This is a genomic window from Lysinibacillus sp. FSL R5-0849, assembly GCF_038595075.1.
GTDB lineage: Bacteria > Bacillota > Bacilli > Bacillales_A > Planococcaceae > Lysinibacillus > Lysinibacillus fusiformis.
This window is the reverse complement of the sequence record NZ_CP152004.1, coordinates 2,618,154-2,639,108: the sequence shown is the minus strand read 5'-3', so window position 1 is coordinate 2,639,108 and position 20,955 is coordinate 2,618,154. Positions and strand designations below refer to the sequence as shown.

Sequence of the window (20,955 nt, the reverse complement as noted above, 5' to 3'; positions counted from 1 at the left end):
GCCTTTTTTATGGTGAAAAAATAAAAAATAGGGCTGATTTTTAATTTTTGGAGGTAGACAATGAAGAAAGAGAATCCATGGGCGCTAATCCCATTTGTTATTTTTATGATTTTATTTATTGGTTCAGGGATTATAATGGGTGATTTTTATGCCTTTCCTGTCATTGTAGCCATCAGCATTTCGGGTGCTGTAGCTCTAGCGATGAATCGAAAAGAATCGTTTTCCCGAAAGGTTGATATTTTTTGCCAAGGTGCCGGAAATTTAAATGTCATGCTGATGGTTATTATTTTTCTATTAGCAGGGGCATTTTCAGAGGTAGCGAAGGGAATGGGGGCTGTAGATTCCACTGTTAACTTTGCTTTATCGGTTATACCGCAAAACCTGGTTGTCGTAGGCTTATTCATCATTGCCTGTTTCATCTCTCTATCCATGGGCACATCAGTGGGGACGATTGTTGCGCTGGCGCCAATTGGAGTTGGAATAAGCGATCTTACGGAGCTACCTATTGCTTTAGTGATGGCAGCGGTTGTAGGCGGTTCGATGTTTGGTGATAATTTATCTTTTATTTCAGATACTACTATTACTGCAGTTCGTTCACAAGGCGCGCAAATGAAGGACAAATTTAAGGTCAATTTTTGGATTGTATTGCCGGCAGCTATTATCACAAGTATTATTTTAGGGTTTATGACATCCGGGGGGACAGCCCAAGTAGAGCATCTAAGCTATAATTGGATAAAAATTATTCCCTATGTTTTAGTTATTATTTTAGCGTTATCTGGAATGAATGTTTTCCTCGTTCTTGCATTAGGGATTGTTCTCGCCGGTGCTGTTGGCTTAGCAGATGGCAGCTATCACATAATGAGCCTTATACAAAAGATTGGTGAAGGAATGGAAGGGATGTATGAAATCGCCTTTCTGGCTATATTAATAGCTGGAATGGTGGAAGTTATTAAATTTAATGGGGGAATTGACTTTTTACTCCGTCTTGTAACGCGCAGGATTAAATCGCAGAAGGGTGCTGAATTTGGTATAGCTGGTCTTGTGGGTCTAACTAATTTATCTACGGCCAATAATACAATTGCTATTCTAATTGCCGGGCCACTTGCCAAAAATATTGCTGACCAGTATGAGATTGAGCCGAGAAAGTCTGCAAGTATTTTAGATATTTTCTCTTGTACAGTCCAAGGTCTTCTCCCATACGGAGCCCAATTTCTTGTAGCCGCAAGCGTAGCCAAAATTTCGCCAGTGAGTATCTTGCCGTACTCTTTCTACCCAATTCTTATTGGTATTTGTGGTATGATAGCGATATTCATTGGGTACCCGAAAAAAAAGAAAGCCTAAACTTTTACTACTGAAAATTAAACATGAACGACGAAAGTAGCTCAATCTAAATAAAGATCAGCAAGCTGGTTATTTCAGACTGTAGACAAAAGCCATCGAGTAGTTTGATATGCTCCCTATTAGGTAGACAGATTAAAAAATAAAATCTGTTTATCTAAAGGGAGCATTTTTTTGTGGTGAAGTTAATATCCACTCCAGATTGGAACGAAGGGCGAGGGTGCAGTTCGACCCCGCCCATGGAAAGCTGGAAATCAATCAACGGCTTTACTTTATTTTAAAGTTAATAAATTTCAATAAGAATCAGACAATAAACACTAATGGTATTAGGTAAAAAAATAATAGTAGAAAAATAGGGGAGTAGTCTACTTTTAGGAGATAGGGGGATAGTTCATTGCCCCTTACAGTCGAAAATAAAAGAGCCCAGTTGCTCTATTAATTGGAGCCTGGGCTTTGCTTAAGTATTTGGAACGAGGTGTTACTTTCTTGCCTGAATTAAAGTAAACCAATCGTTGTCGTTGAACTTGCCAGAAACATTGTATATGGGCTGATAGAAGCCTTTTGTATCATACATATAGGAAAGCTCAATCGATTCAATTTCAATTTGGTCTCCTTTTTTTATAATTAGGTCTTCCTCCTGTACGAGTGCGTTATACTTTATTTGAGGAAAATCGCCTTCCTTTATTCGTTCATATATTTCTGTAGGAGACTGTATGTTTACCTCTCGTATAAATTGATTTTCATGAAGACTGTAGGTTAATGAATAAATGTGACCGTCCGGTTTCAGGCCAAGACTGACATCTCCAGTCCAGTAATCTTTAGTTACATCAGGACGGTCTGGTAAGGTCCATTCAAATTCACCATTCTCCTGTACAGTAAATTCTGCATCTTGAGGTAGTATAGAAAGTTCATCCATCAATGACTTCGCCTTTTCTTCTTGCTCTACAGCTGAAATTTGCTCCGGTGTATAATTATTCTCGGTTAACCACCATTGTCCCTCTGAATTATTTGTAACCAATGTATACGCGACCCCATTTTTATCTTCCACTAGCGTTTCGTCATTGTCCTTGACATCAGATACATTCATCTCTGATAATCCTAGTTTCTGTTGTAATAGGTCTTTTACGTCATCCTCTTGAATGATTTTCTTATAGACAGGAGCAACGATTGGTGCTGCGCTTAATTCCAATGATGTGGATACATGAACATCTGACATTTTTGATTTTGTATAAGCGTTAATTGCTAGGTGACCAAACTCCTGCTGGGCGTAGACAATGTTCATAACGATAAAGATTAAGCCCATCAATAGAGGTATGGCAAGGTTTCCAATCAGACTTTTTACCTTTACCTTTTTGTTATGGGCCATAGAAGCGATAAGTTTGTATAATTGGTAGCCAATAATACCGCCAAGTGAGTTATTGATTAAATCATCAAGCTCAAAAATCCCTGCTCCTGAAAGTGCCTGATACGTTTCGATGGAGGCTGTTGCACCTACAACTACTAGGAGAAGCCACTTAAACTCTTTACATTTAGCCATAAGTAAAGGTAAAAACATTCCTAATGGCACAAACATCAATATATTAAAAAGACAATTTTGAAGATCACGTAAAGAGTATTTTTTCCACGCGTCTATATAACCACTGAATGGCTGAAGGTTCAACTGCATGAAATGTGAAGTGCCACGACCAATTACTGTCAGCTCCAAAACAAAGACAATATATCCGATAAAAATTGCGCCAAGCAGAAGCTTCTTTACAGGAATTTGTTTTTGGTGATCGGATCGTCGTCTTTGATAATAAAAGAAATAAAGTCCAATTAGTAAAAATTCAAGGCCAATAATTATGATGACGGGCAGCATCAAAATTTTGATGTTGCTCATGATTTCAGTAATTCCCAAGGTGTGATGCTCCTTTTTCTGATGATGATTTTCAAATGCTATACGTAATGTCGACCTTCATTATTGTAAATGGAAATTATTAATAATTAGAGAGAATATTTATGAAGATTTCTTAAGAAAAGGGAAAGCCCAAGCACGCAATTATTTTGTGCTTGGGCAGTTAGCTTGTTCGTATAATTAGATAATAAATTGGATTGTTCATAAGGATTTAGTATAGTTTTATAAAAAAGTTTGATCATTTAAAACAAAGTTCGATAATTTATATTAAAGTTTGATTAAACATCCTGTGTTGATATGCAGGATGTTTTTGTTCAACAAACGGGCCAGATTGTTGAATAACATTCTTTAACAAAAAAGGTTCCAAACGACGCTTTGGGAAGATTTTTTGGGTTTGAAGAAAGTAGTAGTTTCTGGCGAGAAAAGGGAAATGCAGATTTATATCGAAAAATTAGAATAGAACGTCCAAATAATTTCAAAGGAGATATTTACCTTGAGAATGAAAGCTGGATTTTTTATTTTATTCTTTATACTTTTAGTTTCTGGTTGTAATAGTGGACAAACATCACAAGATATCTATATGTATACAGACGATAACCCTCCACCTTATATTAAAACATTAGACGATATAATAGATACAAATGGTAAGTTAGAAAATAAAGAGCGATTTGATGAATTTTTCAACAGTGTACAACAAGAGAGAGACGATAGTATCAGAGTGGTTAAATATACAACAGAGGGTGACCCAATAATTTATGGTTATGAATTTGAAAATGAAGTTATAAACGTAACAATTGATACAAGAAGAGATGGATATGGTCAAGGTAAAATAATTCATAAAACTTGTACTTCAATTATAGTGAATGAAGATAAAGAAAAAACAAGCTATGAACTTGATGGTTGTACTCCATCAATAGGAGACAACATAATTTTAACTATTGAATAAAGTATACAAAACAAACCTACATAACGTTCCCAAATGCAAGCTTGGTAACATTTCAAACAGCGACAAACACTGTTAAATCGGTGTTTGTCGCTGTTTTTTGTTGATGGAGGACGCTTTGGGTCCGTTTTTTATTCAACTAACGGAGGGAGTTTATCCAACAAGGATTTACGCTTTTTTTGTTGAATAATTTACTAAAGAGCAGGATTGTTGATGTTCTTTTTTTATCCAAAATATCCAGTAAATCTTAGAAATCCATTGTGAAATGTTATTATAAAAGTATCTATAATGAACCTTTCGGAACCTACTATATCAATCCCAACGAAAACGTACCACAAAATGTAGGATTATACTCAAATAAAAATAGTGGAGGAAATAATCTATGAACTATCAAGTGAATGATAAACTATTAAAAATCTTAAAAAAAGTTTATAACAAAAAGAGATATGAAAAAGACGAAAAAGGTTATTATCGTGAAATTGATAATGGAGATGTCTGGGATAATGAAAGAGCTGTTTATATTTTTTCAACAAATAATTTAAAAGATGAGGAAAAGACATATTTGGAAGAAAGTTTTTATCCATTAAATGAGATTGAACATTTTACTCACGATAAAGTGATCGATGAATTTAAGATATTAACCAAAAATTTCAATGTAACGATGGATAAAGCACTTCAAGCTTATGTAGCAGGTATGAAAAGTTTTCCAAGGGGAAGACAACCAATATTAAGCTATCTTTATGCCAATCAGTGTAAAAATCATTCCTACCTAAGCGATACAGAGTACTGCCAAAAATGCAGTGTTAAAAAAGAAAAATACTTAAATGTGGGAGAAGGGTTATTCAGTCATTATTATGGTGGTTCTTGGAATGAAGGTATTGAATTGATGCTGATAGAATTAAGAGAGTTTTCACAGCTAGAGGTTCCAACCCCAACAGAAGAAGATATAGCAATATTTAGAAAGTTAATAGATATAATCAGAAATGCCCCGCAAGGAGAAACGCCAGGAAAGTTAGAACAACGAATTAAATCGGAAAAAGTATTTCCTAAGTTCAGTAAATATAGTGTTCGTGGGCAGCTATTATCCTTGGCGGAATTTGGAATAATGCCAAATGATTTGTATCCGCCAATGGTTGATAGATTCGTAGATACCGTTGAAAAAATGAAACTTTATGAGAAGGCAAAAGGCTCCCCACGTTCCGATATTATTCTTCCACTAGCTGCATGGCGTGGAGAGTATGCAATTGATGAAGAACGTTTAGAGAAATTTTTCGGAAAGTATAGTAAATAAAGTATAAGTCAATGTTATTCCACAATCGGGCGCATTTCTTTAGTAAGGAGGAATGCGTCTTTCTTCATTTAAGGGCCCGTTTGTTGAATAACATCGTCAAGGAAATTCAGGGGAATTATGTTAAGATTTAGGTTATATTGTGAATTAATGTACTTAAACTAACGAAGCAGGTTAGTTTAAAATTTAAATGTAGATGAATCAATTTCATATCTCTGAGCCCTTTGGGCTCTAAGTTTAAAACGACAAAAAAATAGGGTACCTCCCCAAATCCTGTATAATGAGAGTTACGACACACACATTAACAGACTGGAGAGATATCCCCTATGTCCATTATACGACAAGAAAGCCTGTTTGACATGCAAGTTTTATCGATTTGGAACCTACTCAACGTTTTAATTCGGTTTTATCCGGTATTGACATTCATCCAATCCTAGATGTTGTGATGAAAAGGTCGGTTGATCGGCTTTCCCAACTACAACTTTCTGTAGCATAATTAGCTATTTATACGTTTTTTTAAGAAATCATCGAAATTCTGTTTCTTTATGATTTTTTAAAAGTGCGTATTATGAAATTGATTCTACTACATAATATAAAATTATATTTTTAAGGAGAACAAGATGAAAATAGAACGTATGTTAACCATTATTGTGATGTTACTTAATAGAAATCGTGTAACAGCAAATGAATTGGCTGAGAAATTTGAAGTGTCGGTCCGGACTATTTACCGAGATATTGAAACAATCAATCTAGCTGGTATTCCCATCATTTCCCATTCCGGAAACAATGGTGGATTCAGCATTTATGAGAGTTATAAATTAAATCATCAAGTACTAACTCTTAATAACCTGTCCTCCCTTCTTTCTGTTCTCAAGGATATTAATTTCACAGTTGACGACATTGAGTTAGAATCATCCATAGAAAAACTACAAAATATCATTCCTGAAAACAAGGTAGATTATCTAAAGCTGCATATGGAACAAATCATCATTGATTTACATCCTTATGGAGACTCTCCAAATCAAAAAGCATTAGTTAAGACGCTAAGGAAAGCTATCACACAGACTAATTTACTGACTATTGACTACAGAAATTATGATAATATCGTCAGCAAAAGACAAGTTGAGCCTATGTCGCTCATATTTAAAAATTATACTTGGTATTTATTTGCTTATTGTCTTTTAAAAGAAGACTTCAGAATATTTAGAGTTTCCCGTATAAGTGATTTTCACATTGAAAATCACTCATTTGAACGTCGAGAAAAATCCTATCACGAGATTATGGCATTATTAAATGAACAAACAACAATGACAACAATTGTCTTAAAAGTTTCCCCTCAAATGAAGTCTCGTGTGAAGGATGTTTTTAATAAAGAAGATATTGCGGTGTTAGAAACAGGTGAACTTCTTGTTACAGCTACATTCCCCGAAAAAGAATGGTTGTTCTCTCTCATATTTAGTTTTGGAGAGCATATAGAGGTCTTAGCTCCAAAAGAAATGCGCAAAAAAATTGCTTCCAAACTCAGATTGATGGCTGACAAATATCATTAAGTGAGTTTCTCAAAGCTGACAGACCGTTGTCAAACGTCCATGATAATATTTTCATTGTAAGATACTTTTATTTTAATTAGGAGGATGTTAAATGACAAACAATTATGAATTTCCAACACCAACACTTATCTCGGGTAACGGTGTGGAGCTAGAGGTTTTTGAAGCTGGACAAAAAAATGGGGGGCAACCTATCGTTCTCTGCCACGGATGGCCAGAGCATGCCTTTTCTTGGAGACATCAAGTGACTCCTCTTGTAGAAGCAGGTTATCACGTTATTATTCCTAATCAACGAGGGTATGGAAAGTCTTCTTGTCCAAAAGAAGTCACAAAATATGATATTGAACATTTAACGGGTGATCTTGTTGCTCTTTTGGATCACTACCAATACAAAGATGCCATTTTTATGGGCCATGATTGGGGCGCAAGTGTTGTTTGGAGTATGGCTTTGCTGCATCCAGAACGTGTTAATAAAATGATTAACTTATGCTTGCCCTACCAAGTTCGAGGAGAGAGACCTTGGATTGATTTTATGGAAGAAGCTTTTGGCGATGATTACTATTTTGTTCACTTTAACAAACAACCAGGTGTTGCAGATGCTGTATTAGACGAAAATGCAGCCCAATTTCTTCGTAACTTATATCGAAAGAATGTTCCATCACAAGGCTCTGTTGAAGGAATGGAAATGATTAATCTAGCTAAAGCAACCCAGCCGTTAGGTGAACCTGTTATGAGCGATGATGATCTTTCTGTTTATATCACAGCCTTCAATAAGACAGGTTTCACTCCAAGCATCAATTGGTACAGAAATTTAAATCGTAATTGGGATTTATTGGGTGACGTATCTCCTATTCTTCATCAGCCAACATTGATGATTTATGGTGAGAAAGATATTATTCCGCCGCTTCCAAATATAAAAGATTTTGTACCTAATATAGACATTAAGAGTTTAAACACTGGTCATTGGATTCAAGAAGAAAGACCTGAAGAGCTTAATCAAATGATTTTAGAATGGCTGGAAAAATGAGTGAAGTGCTATTTTTTAGTAATCAAACAGAATTTATTGATTGGTTGGATATTCATCACCAAACAGCTAGTGAAATTTGGGTAGTTTTTGTTAAGAAAAAGACCAATAAAGCAAGTCTCACTTGGTCCGAATCAGTAGATTGTGCACTGTCATTTGGTTGGATTGATGGGATACGAAAAACAGTTGATGAAGATTGCTATAAAATTCGCTTTACTCCACGTAAGCCTAATAGCCTCTGGAGTAAAGTTAATGTGCAAAAGGTGCATAAACTGATAGAACACAATCAAATGAGGCCTGAGGGATTGACTGTTTTCAATCAAAGAAATGATCAAACAGGTTATTCTTCCGTTCATAGGAACGTTACTTTAACGAAAGAATATGAGGATGAAATTAGAAAACATCCAAGTTCTTGGAAATTTTTTAATCAGCTTCCACCTTCGTACAGAAGAGATTCTATTTGGTGGGTAATGAGTGCTAAAAAAGAAGAAACTCGGCTAAGAAGATTGAATCGATTAATTGTTTCATGGGACAAGGGAGAAATATTAAGACCCTAGATTTTCATTTTGCTTCATTGTCGCAAAGAGAGTATGTAAGGGGTTATGCATTTCGCTAATCAATCAAAAAAAGAAACGCCGTTAAATGTCAAGCCCGTTAGAATAGACACTGAATAAAATCCTTAAAAGGCATGAACCCTAAAGTCTAACAGAAAACATGTCTTTTAGTTTCCTTTGAGGCATATCTGTATTGTACTTAATTTGACAATTCAATTGAATAAAGCAAACAAAGAAGAATAACAGATGAATGTAAAGAACCTAACTAATGAAAACAAAGATTATACGATCGGATTAAGACATCATTTTCACCAGTACCTTGGAACTGGATTAATCGCAATGTTATAAGACAATAAAGACCATCCAATAATTGGGTCAAGAACGGACATTGATGCACTACCAGTCAAAAAAGACACTGGATTACCTTTTGCCTCGAAATATAAGAAAAAGTCATTGTTTAATTAATGATTCATTGTTACTCACCAATCGGGCGCGATTGTGGAGCAACACAGGTAGAAAATAATCAAACTTTTTTATAAAACCTAACTTAAAACTGCTAAAAAAGAATCCCTTTTGATCAATCTTTTTTCAAAAGGGATTCTTCTTATTTAACGTAAAATAAGGGATTCGCGAGGCATTTTTGCTCAAACTTTATTTCAAAGCAACATTTAGATCACTTTTTAATGTATAAATAAAAATACAATAATAGGGATTATTAATGAGGGCAGAAGATTTAAGGTATTGCATTTTTTTATGCCTAAAATACTTAAACCGGATGCTAATATCAATATACCTCCTATAATCGTCAATTCATTTAGAAGATCATTATTGATGGAATTCTCCATTAAACTAGCTATTAAATAAATGGAACCTTGCCATAGAAATAATACAATACCTGCAACAGCTATCCCAATACCAAATGTAGTGGCTAAAACAATCGAAGTAATTCCATCCAATATGCCGTTCGTGAGCAGATATGTATAATCTTGCTTTAATGCAGCCTCTATAGGACCTAGTATAGATAATGACCCAATACAAAATAATAAAATTGCAGTCGATAATCCTTCAGCTAAATTCCCCTTAGAGTATTTATTCACTAAAGCATTAAATTTTGATTCTAAATTAAGTTTTTGACCTAATAATCCGCCTATAGCTAGACTGACAATAAAAAGTACCGGATATTTACTGGAGGGTAAATGTTGAACTAGAGCATTTATTCCTAATCCCATCGCTGCTAATCCCATGGCCTGCATGAGGATTTGATGGTATTCATCTTTTATCCCATTTTTAAAAATACTTCCAATGATGCTTCCGACTATAATCATCATTGTATTAAATATCGTTCCTAGCATAATTCATTCTCCTTAAAAAATTGTCCTTACGTAAAAAAATAAACCCTCCGGTAAGGGGAGGGTCAATACTCTATTGGTATTTGTATTTCTGTCAAATAATCTTCTTTACTTCCTGAAATGTAATGGTCAATTATGGTTCTTTCAATGGAATCTCCAATCACTTGGAAACCTTGATCTTTAATAAAATTCAGTAAGGATTTATAATGTGCGGGAGAATGATTATGATTGCCGTTAAAATAAATACAGGCATATTTTCCTTCAGGAAGCGTGGCCAATAAAGGACTTTGCCTATCCTCCTCCTCGACTAAAATAAATATCGAATTGTATTCATGAAACTGGTTATTTAATAGATGGTGAATACTTACGGTTAGGCCAACGCCTCCAATAAATATAGAAGAATTCATATTCGACAAATTTTCTAATTGTCGCAGAGAAACTTCCAGTTGAGGCTCGGAACTGATTTTTTCCATTAATCGCACGATTCTTCGCTCTTGTTTTTCCATTATGAATGGGACTCCCAATGCCTTTATCTCTCGTGCCACTTTAATATCCTTAATTCGATCTTGGAACCTGCGATTAATTCGTTCCAGTTCTTGAATCTTTTCTTCGGTTAATCGTTTCTGTTCCTCTAAGAGATGCAAAAAGTCATCGATATCCCTGTGATCTAAGTGTCCTTTAATTTCCTTTAATGAAAAACCTAATTCCTTCAAATAATTTATAGTATTTAATTGCTCAAATTGTTCTGTTGAATAGTATCTATAGCCGTTGTTTTTATCTGTGTGCATAGGCTTTAATAAATCAATTTCATCATAATATCGAAGGGTTTTTATAGTTGTTTTATGGAGCTTAGCCATTTCTCCAATTGAAAATCTATTCTTCATGTATATCTTCCTTTAAAAAACGTCCTATTATCATTATAGTACTTGATTTTGTCCATGAGCCCAATAATAATTAGATATTTTACGAGAGCATCGATATGCTGACAAAAAAGAAGCCATTATTTCGGCTAGGGTATGAATCGCCGAATTAAGAGAGGGGACATACGTGAATGTATTTTACAAATTGCCCAGATGTTTAAAAGAACCGTAGTTGGATGAGATGCAGTGTCCAATTACGGTTCTATCTGTTAATGGTATAAAATGATTGTCACTAGCATGAATCAAAAGTTTTAGGTGATACTATTCATTGCTTAATTTTTATCTTTCATGGTCCAATCATTGTGTATGATGTCTTGAAGAACATTTTTTAGTTGTATAAATTGCTGCTCTGAAATATTCGATTGTTGCATGACTTGACGCGATACCTCAGGTAGCTTGCGACGAACATCATTGCCTACCTCTGTTAAATAGATTTGCATTTGTCGTTCATCATCTTTGGAACGCTCACGACAAATATAACCCTTTGCCTCTAATTTTTTCAGCAATGGTGTTAAGGTACCTGAATCCAAAAATAAACGTTGTCCTAATTCTTTCACCGTTATTTGTTCGTTTTCCTCCAACGCTAAAATGGTGATATAGCCTGTATAAGTTAAATCATATGGCTTCAATAATGATGTATAGTGTTTAATGATTTCCTTGGATGTGGCATACAAAAGAAAGCATAGTTGATTATCTAAATGATTAGGCATAAAAATCCCCTCTTTATGTTCTTCTATTAACATTTATATTAAAAATAAAGTTCCTACTTGTCAAACGCAATTAAATTGTGTACAATTCAATTTGTAAAAATTAAATTGTGCGCAATTTAAAATAAAGGATATAGAAAAGGAGTTTTCGATTTGAAAGAATTATACTCAACGACTATGATTAATGAGGGTGGCCGTAGTGGCACATCCTATGCAGAGGATCAATCCCTATCTTTAAAAATTGCACCACCAGGCTCAAAATTAGACCATGTGACAAATCCAGAGCAATTATTTGCTGCGGGGTATAGTGCCTGCTTTAATAGTGCATTAGATTTGATTAAACGCCAAAAAAAGCTTAAACATGCATCAACTATTCAAGTTACCGTTAAGTTAATGGAGCAAGCTACTTTTGACTATGTACTTGCTGTAAATATCGAAGGACATATTGAAGGAGTAACGCTGGAAGAGGCACAGCAATTATTAGAGCTAACACATACGGTATGTCCTTATTCAAAAGCGACAATGGGAAATATTGATGTAACAATTAAAGCAGTTTAAATTTTTTGAAAAAGAGGGAAATCATATGTTATCAACTTCAACATTAAAACAAATTATGCAGGAGCGTAAATCTGTTCGTAAATATAATGCGAATACTAAAATATCTCGTGAATCCATTATGCAGCTACTACAAGACGCTATTTCAGCGCCTTCTTCGAGCAATATGCAGCCATGGCGATTTATCGTCATTGATGATAAGGAAATCCAAAAGAATATTAATTTCTTTTCATTTAATCAAGAGCAGATCGAAACAGCCTCTGCTATTATTGCTGTCATTGGAGATATGGAGATGTATGTAAACGCTGAGGAAATCTATGCAAAAAATGTGGAGTTAGGCTATATGCCAGAAGAAATTGCGAAAAAACTGGCACAGGACGCATTAACAATGTATGGGTCAGCTTCGACAAAAACATTAGAGAACATCGTCCACTTTGATGCTGGCCTAGTAACGATGCAAATTATGTTATTAGCGAAAGAAATGGGTTATGATACAGTTCCGATGGGTGGGTTTGATAAAGCTAAGTTTGCGGAGTACATGGAATTACCTGCAAATGAAATACCTATTTTATTATTAGCAATTGGTGAAGCGGCGGCACCTGCTTACGGTTCTTCACGTCTTCCAATTGATCGCCTTGTAAGGTTTAATCAATAATTTTTAGGCAGTTCGCTCATTGCGGGATAAATAATTAAGCAAAAACAAAGCACAGTCGCTAGGAGGCTGTGCTTTGTTTTGGTATTGGTGCTTTTTTGATTTAATTATTTTTCTTGTGGAAGAATTCCTTTGCCATTGCTATACGTTCACTTGGCAAGGTACGATTAAGCTCTTCCTCTAACCATGCAATTGTTTTACCTCGTAAATAGTTCCGCATTTGCTCTTCAGCTTCTAACATCACTATATTAATGGTGCAATTGGATGTACCTGATGCACAGGAATCACAATTTTCAGTTTGGTTGGCAAAATTTGCTTTGATGTTCTTACAGTGAAATATGGGACTTTCACCCTCTACAGCTTTTACAACGTCCCAAAAAGAAATATCTTCAGGCTTTTTACTAAGCTTATATCCTCCTTTAACACCAGATACTGAACTGACAATCCCGGCTTTAGATAGCTTACCTAATACTTTTGATAAATAGGTTTCTGATAGCCCTTGAAATTCTGATAAATCCTTTATTCCAATACTTTCCTCTGGTGGTACATCTATTAAATAGACAAGGCTGTGTAATGCGTACTCTACCATGACACTATATTTCATTTATTCACCTACTTCTAATCCCTTTAGAAAACTTACATGTATCTTGTATATTATCATACCTCAAAAATACTTCATCTAAATTAAATCAATTTGACAAAAATTAAAAACAGGCATATATTAAAGACAAATATAATCAACGATTAAATTAATCGACGATTATATTTGTCTTTAATTTTGTATGGGGGAGGCAGTATAATCAGTAAATTTAATCGGAACAAATGGTTTTCCATTTCTTCATGCCCAAGGAATAGCATGATGGAATAAGAATGAATTTTACTAAACTATCATCAAGGAATTTAATTGAATCGGAGGAATGTAACGTGGAACAACGTATAGATTATTATAATATTGCACCTGATGCTATGCAGATAATGATGGAAATGGAGAAATACACGAAAAAGAATGGTATCGATAGAAAGCTTCGTGAGCTCATTAAAATCCGTGCTTCACAAATAAATGGATGTGCCTTCTGTCTGAACATGCATACCGCTGATGCCAAAAAAATGGGGGAGACTGAACAGCGTCTATTTTGTCTAAGTGCTTGGAGAGAATGTACATTCTATTCAGAAGAAGAAAAGGTCGCTTTAGAGTTAACCGAACACATTACTTTAGTGTCTGAAATGCGTGTACCTGATGATTTATATAAACGAGTTCGTAATTATTATACAGAGAAAGAATATGTAGATTTAGTAATTCTAATTAACCAAATCAACAGCTGGAATAGAATCTCGATTGCTATGGGCAACTTCGCAGAATAATATAAAGGATTTGCTCAAAATGAATCAATAGTAGGTAGAAATGTTGATAAACCAGCATTTCTACTTTTTTATTTAATTGAAAATCAGCCTTCACGATATGATCTAATGAATGGATGATCCATTCTTTTTCCACGTCACATGTTTGCGTTGAGCAAATGGTGAACTCCAAAGCCGTTTCATCTCCAACGTTACTTTCGCTTCTTTTATTCCATATTTTTCTGTAATTTCACCTTTAATCCCTGTATCATCTTACAAATTAAAATGAATGTTAAAATTTTATTTTTCCATTTTTTTGTTTCCAAAAATTTAATCTTGCTAAAAAGCAAACGTTTGTTCTAATATGTATACAAACAAGTGTTCTTACATATGATAAGTGAAGGGAAATCTATTCGTAAATTTGGATAAATTCAGGTTGCCTGAAGCTGTTACTAAAAGGCACAGTTGTAGGAATGGAAATGAAAGGTACATCAAATCAAATTTTGAGAGATAGTGGAGGAAACTACGATGAGAGAGCAACTGATTAAAGCTATGCAACGCAATCAATTAGTGGACATTATGTATATAGCCAAAAATGGTTCCGTAACAAAAAGACGTGTAAGAGTCATTAAAATTGTTGGCGATTCATTTCAAGCATTTTGTTTTACGAGGCAAGCAAAGCGTTCCTTTATCATCAGAAATGTTCTCGCGGTTACTCCTGTTTTCCGAAAAGAGCGTGAGGTTGTATGAACTATGAGGAAATGCCGAATAGACCTATTATGTGTATAGATATGAAGTGCTTTTATGCCAGCTGTATCGCCATGCTACATGGAATCGATATTTTAGAAACACCTGTCGCTGTAGTAGCCAATTTCGATCAACCAGGCAGTGTAGTCCTTGCTGCCTCACCATTGATGAAGGAAAAATATAAAATCAAGACCGGTAGTCGTCGTTTCGAAATTCCTAAACATCCCGATATCCAATTATTTGAACCTAAAATGTCCTTTTTTATACAGATGTCCATGACGATTACTAAGCTCATCGCTAATTATGTTCCTGTAGACGCCATACATGTTTACAGTGTAGATGAAAGCTTTGTCGATTTAACAGGTACTGAAAAGCTTTGGGGATCGCCTGAACAAGCGGCTCGAGAAATACAGGCCGCTATTTTGGATCAATATAATGTACCAAGTGCTGTTGGCTTAGGTCCCAATATGCTAATGGCTAAATTGGCATTGGACCTTGAAGCAAAGAAAACGGGTTTTGCTCAATGGACGTACGGTGATATACCGAAAAAGCTTTGGCCAGTCAGACCCTTGTCCGAAATGTGGGGAATCGGCAAACAGATGGAAGCCAACCTAAATAAGATGGGGATTCAAACAGTTGGTGGGTTAGCCAATGCAGATTTGAATGATTTAGAAGAGCAATTTGGTGTTATGGGCAATCAGCTATATCATCATGCATGGGGAATCGATCTATCAAAGCTAGGGGAACCGTTAATTACTAATGGAGCATTAAGTTTTGGAAAGGGTCAAATGTTAATGAGAGATTATCATACACGAAAAGATTTATCGGTAGTGCTTTTAGAAATGTGTGAGGATGTCATGAAGCGAGCGAGAGATGCTGGTTTTGTTGGTCGTACAATTAGCTTGGGTCTTTCATATAGTCGGAATGCGATGACCAAAGGGTTTCATCGATCTAGAACGATTGATACACCAACAAATGAAACACTTGTCATGTATAAAACGTGCATAGAATTGCTGGATGAACACTTTGCGGGAGAGCCGGCAAGGCAGTTATCGGTAAGGATATCTAATCTTGAGAGAGAGCATAGTATCCAATTGGATTTATTTGATGAAAGAAAACCACAACGGCAGCTCATCGGACCTACGATGGATGCCATACGCAACAGGTTTGGAGCAACAGCCTTGTTACGAGCGGTTTCGTTTACTGGGGCAGGGACAGCCATCAAGCGTGATCGCTTAGTTGGTGGTCATTTGGCATAGGAGTGATTGGATGATAAAAGACAGAGGTAATATAAAATGGGCATCTATGATGATGCCGGAGCATTTGGACCTGCTAAGGGAATGCAAAGAAGTCTATACAGCGCAGCCAAGAGAGCTGACAGAATGGGAACTGGAAGAGTTACAGCAAACAATCGATATAGCCTATCATCAGCAGCAAGATCTTCAATTAAATGTTTGGAACGATGGAAAAATCATGCATTGGACGGGAATCATCCATGCCATTAACCTATCTACAAACGAACTGTTACTTGAAACACTACTGACAACGAGACGTGTTCCAATCCATCATATTCAATCAGCTCAACTAGAAGCTGATTATTATGATTAAAGCTGAACAACGCCAGCTATTACACAAGTATTTATTGTTGGAATTAGCTGTAAAATCAGTACAGCATGATTACCGATTTGCTGAACAATTTAAAATGAAAATCGCGTTTGTACCTTTAATGGATGCATTATTAAAAGATTTACGCCAAGAATATTTTGATCTCAAAAGGCAGCTTAACCAGCAACATATACGAGTGGTAGGTTGGCATCGTGTGGACGAATATTTTAGCGATGTCCAAATTGCAACGGCAGGTAATGATGTAGTCCTCCGCTATGCTAACCAGGCATTGAAAACACAGGTGGAAAAGCTCGTCATCCGTTATCTCGATAAATGATTGGTTCAAAATGAGTCATAAGTTACAATATACTAAAAGGGATATTTTGGAGGAGGATAACTGTGAGCATTTCTATTTGTACAGCTACTAGCAATGATTATTATGCCGTGAATAGCCTTGTGAGAGAAGGGCATGAAGAGCATGTTAGGGAAGAACCAGCCATTTTTAAAAGCGTTGAATCGGTTATGCCTGAATCTTATTTTAAAGACTTGCTTGAAGATCAAACAGTCCTATTTTTATCGCCAAGAACGATGAATTAGTCGTAGAATTTGCAATAATTAGCATTGAACATTCGCCTTCATTTCAATCTTTAGTACGACGTAAATATGGCTATATTCATGATTTTGGTGTGAGAAAGGCTCTACAAAAGCAAGGTGTTGGAGGATTATTATTTACAGGTTGTAAGGAATGGGCAAAAGCAGGGGGAGCTACATCTATAGAATTAAATGTTTGGGAGTTTAATGCCAATGCCATTGCATTTTATGAGCATCTAGGAATGAAGGGGATAAGTAGAAAAATGAGCATGAATATTTGAAGCTACGGCAAAAAAAGATAAAACCAGGTGCTCAACTGAGAACCTGGTTTTTATTCTTCATTGTATTGCTTCATCAGTTCCTGTAGCTTACTTTTAATTTGTTCCCGTACTATTGGGGGATGTTTGACATTGGCCTCCATACCTAAGCCTAGAAAAAAATGGACTAACCATGGTGTAAAGGAAGAGTTCACTTTTGCGAGTATCGACCCGTATCCATTTTCACGAAGCTCCATCCACTGAGATAACCATAGTTCTGATTGACAACGTCTTACTCCTTCTGGTGTTAACTCTACCTCAAGATCTAACATATGTACTTCATCCGCTGGCACGATCCATGACTTAATGTGCTCATTTGTCATGTCCAATTTCAGGCTTTGATCTTCAGCTAAAGAAAAATCTTTCACTCGATCTATGCGAAAAACTCGATAATCCTCAGCTAGGAAGCAATAAGCCTGGCAGTACCATAGCCCGTTCATCGTATAGATTCCAAGAGGCTGAATCGTTCTATTTTTAGTAGTGGCCGCTTCATACAAGATGGTGACAACCTGCTGTTCAAGTGCAGCCTCCAGTAATCCCTTTAAAAAGGGCACTTCTAATTCATGAGGAGGCACCCAAAATAAAAGACGTTGCTGCATACTTTCAATCTTTTGCTTGAGCTCACCTGATAAATAGTAGAAAAATTTATCCAATGCAGTATTTACTTCATTTTTGAAGGGGAGAGCTTTGTAATTATGTAATGATTGGCAAGCAAAGAACAATGCAATTGCCTCATGCTCGGTAAAGCTAATAGGTGGTAGCACTTTTTCACGCAAAACACGATAACCACCATTAGGCCCAACTTCGGAATAAAGCGGTACACCTAGTTCGCTCAGTTCCATTAAATCACGAATCATTGTTCGGCGTGAAACACCACATTCATCAGCCATCTCCTGAATGGTAAACTTTTTACGTTCGTTGACCTTCATCATGAGCTGAATAAGTCTTTGCGCCTTGTGCATCAAAGCTCCTCCTTAAAAACAAAATTAATAGTGACAGTAGTTGTCACCATTATCCCGTATAGTAAAACTTGAAGTCAATGTTTATGAATTTTTAATAAAAAGTACATTGACCACGTCATAAAGAGCATAAAAGGAGAAAAAAATGGCACAAGACAAACACAACTTTGAAGTGGAAGTTATGTTAGCGAAAAGGGGGATGGGTCATGGCTGACACATTTGAGGGTAAATATACAACAGATTTCTTCCATCAATTTATCAATATCGTACAGGCTGAATACTCTGCCTTTGATTCACATAAGTTCATGAATTTAATCCATGATGACGATTGGGAAATGAAAAAATTCAAACAGCGTATTAGGCATATCAGTACTTCATTACGGGCAACCTTGCCGACATCCTACTGTGAGGCATTATCAATATTGATAAAAATTGCACCTACATGTAAGGGAGTGGAGTATTTATTTTTGCCTGATTTTGTAGAAGTATATGGACTAGATGATTGGCAGGCTTCCATTCATGGATTAGAGGTGTTTACGGAATTCTCCAGCGCAGAGTTCGCTGTTCGGCCTTTTATTTTAAAAGATCCTCAGAAGATGATGGCTCAAATGTTAGAGTGGGCGAGCCATGCTAATCCTCATATTAGACGATTAGCTAGTGAGGGGTGTCGCCCTAGGTTACCTTGGGCATCGGCATTGGAAATATACAAATTGGACCCGTCACCAATCTTACCGATATTGAACCTGCTCAAACAGGATCCATCTGTCTATGTACAGAAAAGTGTCGCCAATAATTTAAATGATATTGCCAAGGATCATCCCGAACTAGTGAAACGACTTGCTCATGAATGGCACGGAGAGAGCTCAATCACAGATTGGATTATTAAGCATGGATGTCGAGGTTTATTGCGAAAAGGAGATGCTGAGGTGCTTTTCTTGTTCGGCTTTGACATCTCTCCAGATGTAACAATCCATGAGTTAGCGCTAGGAAAAGTTAGGTTGGCGATTGGACAAACCCTTGATTTTGCATTTACGGTTCAAACTAATTCTACAGCACCACAGAAGCTTCGAATCGAATATGCGATAGATTTTGTTAAAGCAAATGGAGCAACTTCAAGAAAGCTATTCAAAATTACGGAACGCACCTTCGAAAAAGAGAGTCACCGATACACACGAAATCACCATTTTAAAGATTTAACAACCCGAAAGCATTATCCAGGTCAACATAAGCTAGCGGTAATAATAAATGGAAAAGAGCTAGCTACAACAGAGTTTTGCGTTGAACGCTAAAGTAAGCATACAGATTGGATGAGCGATTTTAATGAAAGTACTGGAGAGAAATATAGGGGCTAATAAACCACTAAAGGGTCACTGAGATGGGAGTGACCCCATTTCACTAGGGATTATTTAAAATATTGCGGTTTTTCCACCTTAATGGAGGCTACTTCTCCGCAGTCTTTACAAAAGTTAAAAATAAACGGGGAGCCAACTGAAAAGACAGAATCAATAGGCCTAACATTACCTTGATTAAAATCGCCACCAACTTGTCCAATCGTAAAAGAATCACTACCACAGGACTTGCAAACTAACTTTTTATCTTCCACGCCATCACCTCGTTATGTAATATATGTAAATTGTATCATAAAAAGGAGAATGTGACATTCAAACTCCTATTTCAACATGATTCGCGACTTTATATCGACATATTTTAGAGGATTTACTTGAAATTTGAAAAATGGTTTTATAGTAACATAGGGTGTATAAAGGTGGAGGAGGTTTTATATGCCTAATTTATTGCTAATCCTTTTTTTATTAAACCTATCTATATTTCTTTTACATGAAATGGATGCAATAAGGCGCTCGGAGTGGCGATTATTTATCGTATTAAAGGATATGGAAGATTCAAAGGCTTATCAAGTATTCACAGGGATTCATCTTTTTCTTTATGTCATTATACTTTCCTTACTATTCAGCACCTATCAAACCATAACGTTTTGGGTTCTCGATATATTCTTTATCACACATACAATCCTACACTTATTATTTGAAAGACATCCTCGAAATGGATTTAAAAACTCGTTTTCAAGAGCTATCATTTATCCGATGGGAATTCTTGCAGCCATCCACTTATTCTTTTTAATAAATGTTTAAAATAAGACGATTCTTTGGTACAAAGGAAAAATGAAAAGCCCTATACTATACGAATGTATAAGGCTTTTCGGCATGAACTAAAATCTAGAAAGTCTGTGTTAATTCCGAATTTACAAACCGTTGGGCAGCAATGATAGTACCAGAAGCTGTGCGTCCATAAACGCTATATATTCCACCATTTTGATTGGGAACGATTTCAACTTCATACTGAGGCGAGCTTCCAACACCTGGCGTTACAAAAGTAGAACCATTGGCAACTGCCGCAAAAGGAGTAGTGGACAATAATTGTCTTGAACCGTTTAGTCTAAAAACTCTTACTACCCCAGTTAGTAAACCTCCAGTGAGATTAAGAACTTTGACACGAACACTACTTGCATTAGCTGGTTGATTTCCTGTGTTTTCAATAGGACCAGTAGTTAAAGGCATGTATTCACCTCCTTGCAACTAAAAAATATATAATCTGCAGATTACCTTGAT

At 35.9% G+C, this 20,955-nt stretch carries 25 protein-coding genes; 17 read left to right on the top strand and 8 right to left on the bottom strand.

The annotated features are described in order from the left end of the window. Positions 1–60 precede the first annotated feature (60 nt). Positions 61–1,341 (top strand): Na+/H+ antiporter NhaC family protein, encoded by a 1,281-nt coding sequence (locus MKY80_RS12940; RefSeq protein ID WP_089986977.1) that lies wholly within the window; start codon positions 61–63, stop codon positions 1,339–1,341. 475 nt (positions 1,342–1,816) lie between these two features. Here MKY80_RS12940 and MKY80_RS12935 read toward each other — a convergent pair whose 3' ends face one another. Further along, the gene (locus MKY80_RS12935) at positions 1,817–3,217 is read right to left on the bottom strand and encodes a VanZ family protein (protein WP_253734821.1); all 1,401 of its coding nucleotides are present in this window, start codon (positions 3,215–3,217) and stop codon (positions 1,817–1,819) included. A gap of 514 nt (positions 3,218–3,731) precedes the next feature. Here MKY80_RS12935 and MKY80_RS12930 point away from each other — a divergent pair. The 5 genes from MKY80_RS12930 to MKY80_RS12910 all read left to right on the top strand — a co-directional run bounded on the left by MKY80_RS12930 (position 3,732) and on the right by MKY80_RS12910 (position 8,591). Next, complete coding sequence (locus MKY80_RS12930) at positions 3,732–4,178, top strand: DUF4362 domain-containing protein (protein ID WP_237068894.1); 447 nt, start codon at positions 3,732–3,734, stop codon at positions 4,176–4,178. Positions 4,179–4,557: 379 nt separating this feature from the next. Further along, positions 4,558–5,466 (top strand): hypothetical protein, encoded by a 909-nt coding sequence (locus MKY80_RS12925; protein ID WP_216604827.1) that lies wholly within the window; start codon positions 4,558–4,560, stop codon positions 5,464–5,466. Positions 5,467–6,083: 617 nt separating this feature from the next. Further along, on the top strand, positions 6,084–7,013 hold the full coding sequence (locus MKY80_RS12920) for a YafY family protein (RefSeq protein ID WP_010861406.1): 930 nt from the start codon (positions 6,084–6,086) through the stop codon (positions 7,011–7,013). Between the two features lie 91 nt (positions 7,014–7,104). Further along, positions 7,105–8,037 (top strand): alpha/beta hydrolase, encoded by a 933-nt coding sequence (locus tag MKY80_RS12915; RefSeq protein ID WP_089987235.1) that lies wholly within the window; start codon positions 7,105–7,107, stop codon positions 8,035–8,037. Next, entirely contained in the window at positions 8,022–8,591 is a 570-nt protein-coding gene (locus MKY80_RS12910; RefSeq protein ID WP_258955269.1) for a YdeI/OmpD-associated family protein, read from the top strand. Before MKY80_RS12915 ends, MKY80_RS12910 begins: the two co-directional genes overlap by 16 nt. 677 nt (positions 8,592–9,268) lie before the next feature. Here MKY80_RS12910 and MKY80_RS12905 read toward each other — a convergent pair. The 3 genes from MKY80_RS12905 to MKY80_RS12895 form a co-directional block, all read right to left on the bottom strand. Further along, positions 9,269–9,940: a DUF554 domain-containing protein gene (locus tag MKY80_RS12905; protein WP_008177274.1), complete on the bottom strand. Its 672-nt coding sequence runs from the start codon at positions 9,938–9,940 to the stop codon at positions 9,269–9,271. 62 nt (positions 9,941–10,002) lie between these two features. Next, positions 10,003–10,821: a MerR family transcriptional regulator gene (locus MKY80_RS12900; protein WP_089987236.1), complete on the bottom strand. Its 819-nt coding sequence runs from the start codon at positions 10,819–10,821 to the stop codon at positions 10,003–10,005. Between the two features lie 308 nt (positions 10,822–11,129). After that, positions 11,130–11,600, bottom strand: a complete 471-nt coding sequence (locus MKY80_RS12895) for a MarR family transcriptional regulator (RefSeq protein WP_008177278.1) — start codon at positions 11,598–11,600, stop codon at positions 11,130–11,132. A gap of 117 nt (positions 11,601–11,717) precedes the next feature. Here MKY80_RS12895 and MKY80_RS12890 point away from each other — a divergent pair, with 117 nt between their 5' ends. Together MKY80_RS12890 and MKY80_RS12885 are read left to right on the top strand one after the other, a co-directional pair. Beyond that, positions 11,718–12,122 carry an Ohr family peroxiredoxin gene (locus MKY80_RS12890; RefSeq protein WP_043990281.1) on the top strand — a complete coding sequence of 135 codons (405 nt, stop codon included), beginning with the start codon at positions 11,718–11,720 and terminating at the stop codon, positions 12,120–12,122. A 25-nt stretch (positions 12,123–12,147) separates the two neighbouring features. After that, positions 12,148–12,774 carry a nitroreductase family protein gene (locus tag MKY80_RS12885; RefSeq protein WP_342529603.1) on the top strand — a complete coding sequence of 209 codons (627 nt, stop codon included), beginning with the start codon at positions 12,148–12,150 and terminating at the stop codon, positions 12,772–12,774. A 100-nt stretch (positions 12,775–12,874) separates the two neighbouring features. On the opposite strand, the gene MKY80_RS12880 is transcribed toward MKY80_RS12885, so the two are convergent. Continuing rightward, positions 12,875–13,375 carry an Rrf2 family transcriptional regulator gene (locus MKY80_RS12880; protein ID WP_008177282.1) on the bottom strand — a complete coding sequence of 167 codons (501 nt, stop codon included), beginning with the start codon at positions 13,373–13,375 and terminating at the stop codon, positions 12,875–12,877. Between the two features lie 320 nt (positions 13,376–13,695). Between MKY80_RS12880 and MKY80_RS12875 the strand changes: the two genes are divergently transcribed. From MKY80_RS12875 to MKY80_RS12845, 7 genes are all read left to right on the top strand, one after another. Further along, entirely contained in the window at positions 13,696–14,133 is a 438-nt protein-coding gene (locus MKY80_RS12875) for a carboxymuconolactone decarboxylase family protein (RefSeq protein WP_043990282.1), read from the top strand. 504 nt (positions 14,134–14,637) lie between these two features. Next, on the top strand, positions 14,638–14,859 hold the full coding sequence (locus MKY80_RS12870) for a transcriptional regulator (protein ID WP_025117591.1): 222 nt from the start codon (positions 14,638–14,640) through the stop codon (positions 14,857–14,859). After that, the gene (locus MKY80_RS12865) at positions 14,856–16,115 is read left to right on the top strand and encodes a UV-damage repair protein uvrX (RefSeq protein ID WP_008177293.1); all 1,260 of its coding nucleotides are present in this window, start codon (positions 14,856–14,858) and stop codon (positions 16,113–16,115) included. The genes MKY80_RS12870 and MKY80_RS12865 overlap by 4 nt, the downstream gene beginning before the upstream one ends. Before the next feature lie 10 nt (positions 16,116–16,125). Continuing rightward, positions 16,126–16,464 carry a YolD-like family protein gene (locus tag MKY80_RS12860; RefSeq protein WP_008177295.1) on the top strand — a complete coding sequence of 113 codons (339 nt, stop codon included), beginning with the start codon at positions 16,126–16,128 and terminating at the stop codon, positions 16,462–16,464. Further along, on the top strand, positions 16,457–16,798 hold the full coding sequence (locus tag MKY80_RS12855; protein WP_008177296.1) for a hypothetical protein: 342 nt from the start codon (positions 16,457–16,459) through the stop codon (positions 16,796–16,798). The genes MKY80_RS12860 and MKY80_RS12855 overlap by 8 nt, the downstream gene beginning before the upstream one ends. 62 nt (positions 16,799–16,860) lie before the next feature. After that, positions 16,861–17,058 (top strand): hypothetical protein, encoded by a 198-nt coding sequence (locus MKY80_RS12850; RefSeq protein ID WP_239354757.1) that lies wholly within the window; start codon positions 16,861–16,863, stop codon positions 17,056–17,058. Continuing rightward, positions 17,031–17,333, top strand: a complete 303-nt coding sequence (locus tag MKY80_RS12845; protein ID WP_338138371.1) for a GNAT family N-acetyltransferase — start codon at positions 17,031–17,033, stop codon at positions 17,331–17,333. Before MKY80_RS12850 ends, MKY80_RS12845 begins: the two co-directional genes overlap by 28 nt. Positions 17,334–17,383: 50 nt before the next feature. On the opposite strand, the gene MKY80_RS12840 is transcribed toward MKY80_RS12845, so the two are convergent. After that, a complete protein-coding gene (locus MKY80_RS12840) occupies positions 17,384–18,331 on the bottom strand; it encodes a YafY family protein (RefSeq protein ID WP_342529592.1) in 948 nt (315 codons plus the stop codon). Between the two features lie 203 nt (positions 18,332–18,534). On the opposite strand from MKY80_RS12840, the gene MKY80_RS12835 reads away from it, so the two are divergent. After that, entirely contained in the window at positions 18,535–19,617 is a 1,083-nt protein-coding gene (locus MKY80_RS12835; RefSeq protein ID WP_090002746.1) for a DNA alkylation repair protein, read from the top strand. A 113-nt stretch (positions 19,618–19,730) separates the two neighbouring features. Here the strand turns inward: MKY80_RS12835 and MKY80_RS12830 are convergent, their stop codons facing one another. After that, positions 19,731–19,931 carry a hypothetical protein gene (locus MKY80_RS12830; protein WP_008177300.1) on the bottom strand — a complete coding sequence of 67 codons (201 nt, stop codon included), beginning with the start codon at positions 19,929–19,931 and terminating at the stop codon, positions 19,731–19,733. Between the two features lie 178 nt (positions 19,932–20,109). Between MKY80_RS12830 and MKY80_RS12825 the strand changes: the two genes are divergently transcribed. Then, a complete protein-coding gene (locus MKY80_RS12825; protein WP_089987239.1) occupies positions 20,110–20,478 on the top strand; it encodes a DUF6713 family protein in 369 nt (122 codons plus the stop codon). An 84-nt stretch (positions 20,479–20,562) separates the two neighbouring features. Here the strand turns inward: MKY80_RS12825 and MKY80_RS12820 are convergent, their stop codons facing one another. Beyond that, on the bottom strand, positions 20,563–20,904 hold the full coding sequence (locus MKY80_RS12820; protein ID WP_036148714.1) for a hypothetical protein: 342 nt from the start codon (positions 20,902–20,904) through the stop codon (positions 20,563–20,565). Between the last annotated feature and the right edge of the window lie 51 nt (positions 20,905–20,955).

What these genes read in the sequence shown, in the direction of transcription:
- MKY80_RS12940 (WP_089986977.1), top strand. Translation starts at nt 61, where the DNA reads ATGAAGAAAGAGAATCCATGGGCGCTAATCCCATTTGTTATTTTTATG.
- MKY80_RS12935 (WP_253734821.1), bottom strand. Translation starts at nt 3,217, where the DNA reads ATGAGCAACATCAAAATTTTGATGCTGCCCGTCATCATAATTATTGGC.
- MKY80_RS12930 (WP_237068894.1), top strand. Translation starts at nt 3,732, where the DNA reads ATGAAAGCTGGATTTTTTATTTTATTCTTTATACTTTTAGTTTCTGGT.
- MKY80_RS12925 (WP_216604827.1), top strand. Translation starts at nt 4,558, where the DNA reads ATGAACTATCAAGTGAATGATAAACTATTAAAAATCTTAAAAAAAGTT.
- MKY80_RS12920 (WP_010861406.1), top strand. Translation starts at nt 6,084, where the DNA reads ATGAAAATAGAACGTATGTTAACCATTATTGTGATGTTACTTAATAGA.
- MKY80_RS12915 (WP_089987235.1), top strand. Translation starts at nt 7,105, where the DNA reads ATGACAAACAATTATGAATTTCCAACACCAACACTTATCTCGGGTAAC.
- MKY80_RS12910 (WP_258955269.1), top strand. Translation starts at nt 8,022, where the DNA reads ATGGCTGGAAAAATGAGTGAAGTGCTATTTTTTAGTAATCAAACAGAA.
- MKY80_RS12905 (WP_008177274.1), bottom strand. Translation starts at nt 9,940, where the DNA reads ATGCTAGGAACGATATTTAATACAATGATGATTATAGTCGGAAGCATC.
- MKY80_RS12900 (WP_089987236.1), bottom strand. Translation starts at nt 10,821, where the DNA reads ATGAAGAATAGATTTTCAATTGGAGAAATGGCTAAGCTCCATAAAACA.
- MKY80_RS12895 (WP_008177278.1), bottom strand. Translation starts at nt 11,600, where the DNA reads ATGTTAATAGAAGAACATAAAGAGGGGATTTTTATGCCTAATCATTTA.
- MKY80_RS12885 (WP_342529603.1), top strand. Translation starts at nt 12,148, where the DNA reads ATGTTATCAACTTCAACATTAAAACAAATTATGCAGGAGCGTAAATCT.
- MKY80_RS12880 (WP_008177282.1), bottom strand. Translation starts at nt 13,375, where the DNA reads ATGAAATATAGTGTCATGGTAGAGTACGCATTACACAGCCTTGTCTAT.
- MKY80_RS12870 (WP_025117591.1), top strand. Translation starts at nt 14,638, where the DNA reads ATGAGAGAGCAACTGATTAAAGCTATGCAACGCAATCAATTAGTGGAC.
- MKY80_RS12865 (WP_008177293.1), top strand. Translation starts at nt 14,856, where the DNA reads ATGAACTATGAGGAAATGCCGAATAGACCTATTATGTGTATAGATATG.
- MKY80_RS12860 (WP_008177295.1), top strand. Translation starts at nt 16,126, where the DNA reads ATGATAAAAGACAGAGGTAATATAAAATGGGCATCTATGATGATGCCG.
- MKY80_RS12855 (WP_008177296.1), top strand. Translation starts at nt 16,457, where the DNA reads ATGATTAAAGCTGAACAACGCCAGCTATTACACAAGTATTTATTGTTG.
- MKY80_RS12840 (WP_342529592.1), bottom strand. Translation starts at nt 18,331, where the DNA reads ATGCACAAGGCGCAAAGACTTATTCAGCTCATGATGAAGGTCAACGAA.
- MKY80_RS12835 (WP_090002746.1), top strand. Translation starts at nt 18,535, where the DNA reads ATGGCTGACACATTTGAGGGTAAATATACAACAGATTTCTTCCATCAA.
- MKY80_RS12825 (WP_089987239.1), top strand. Translation starts at nt 20,110, where the DNA reads ATGCCTAATTTATTGCTAATCCTTTTTTTATTAAACCTATCTATATTT.
- MKY80_RS12820 (WP_036148714.1), bottom strand. Translation starts at nt 20,904, where the DNA reads ATGCCTTTAACTACTGGTCCTATTGAAAACACAGGAAATCAACCAGCT.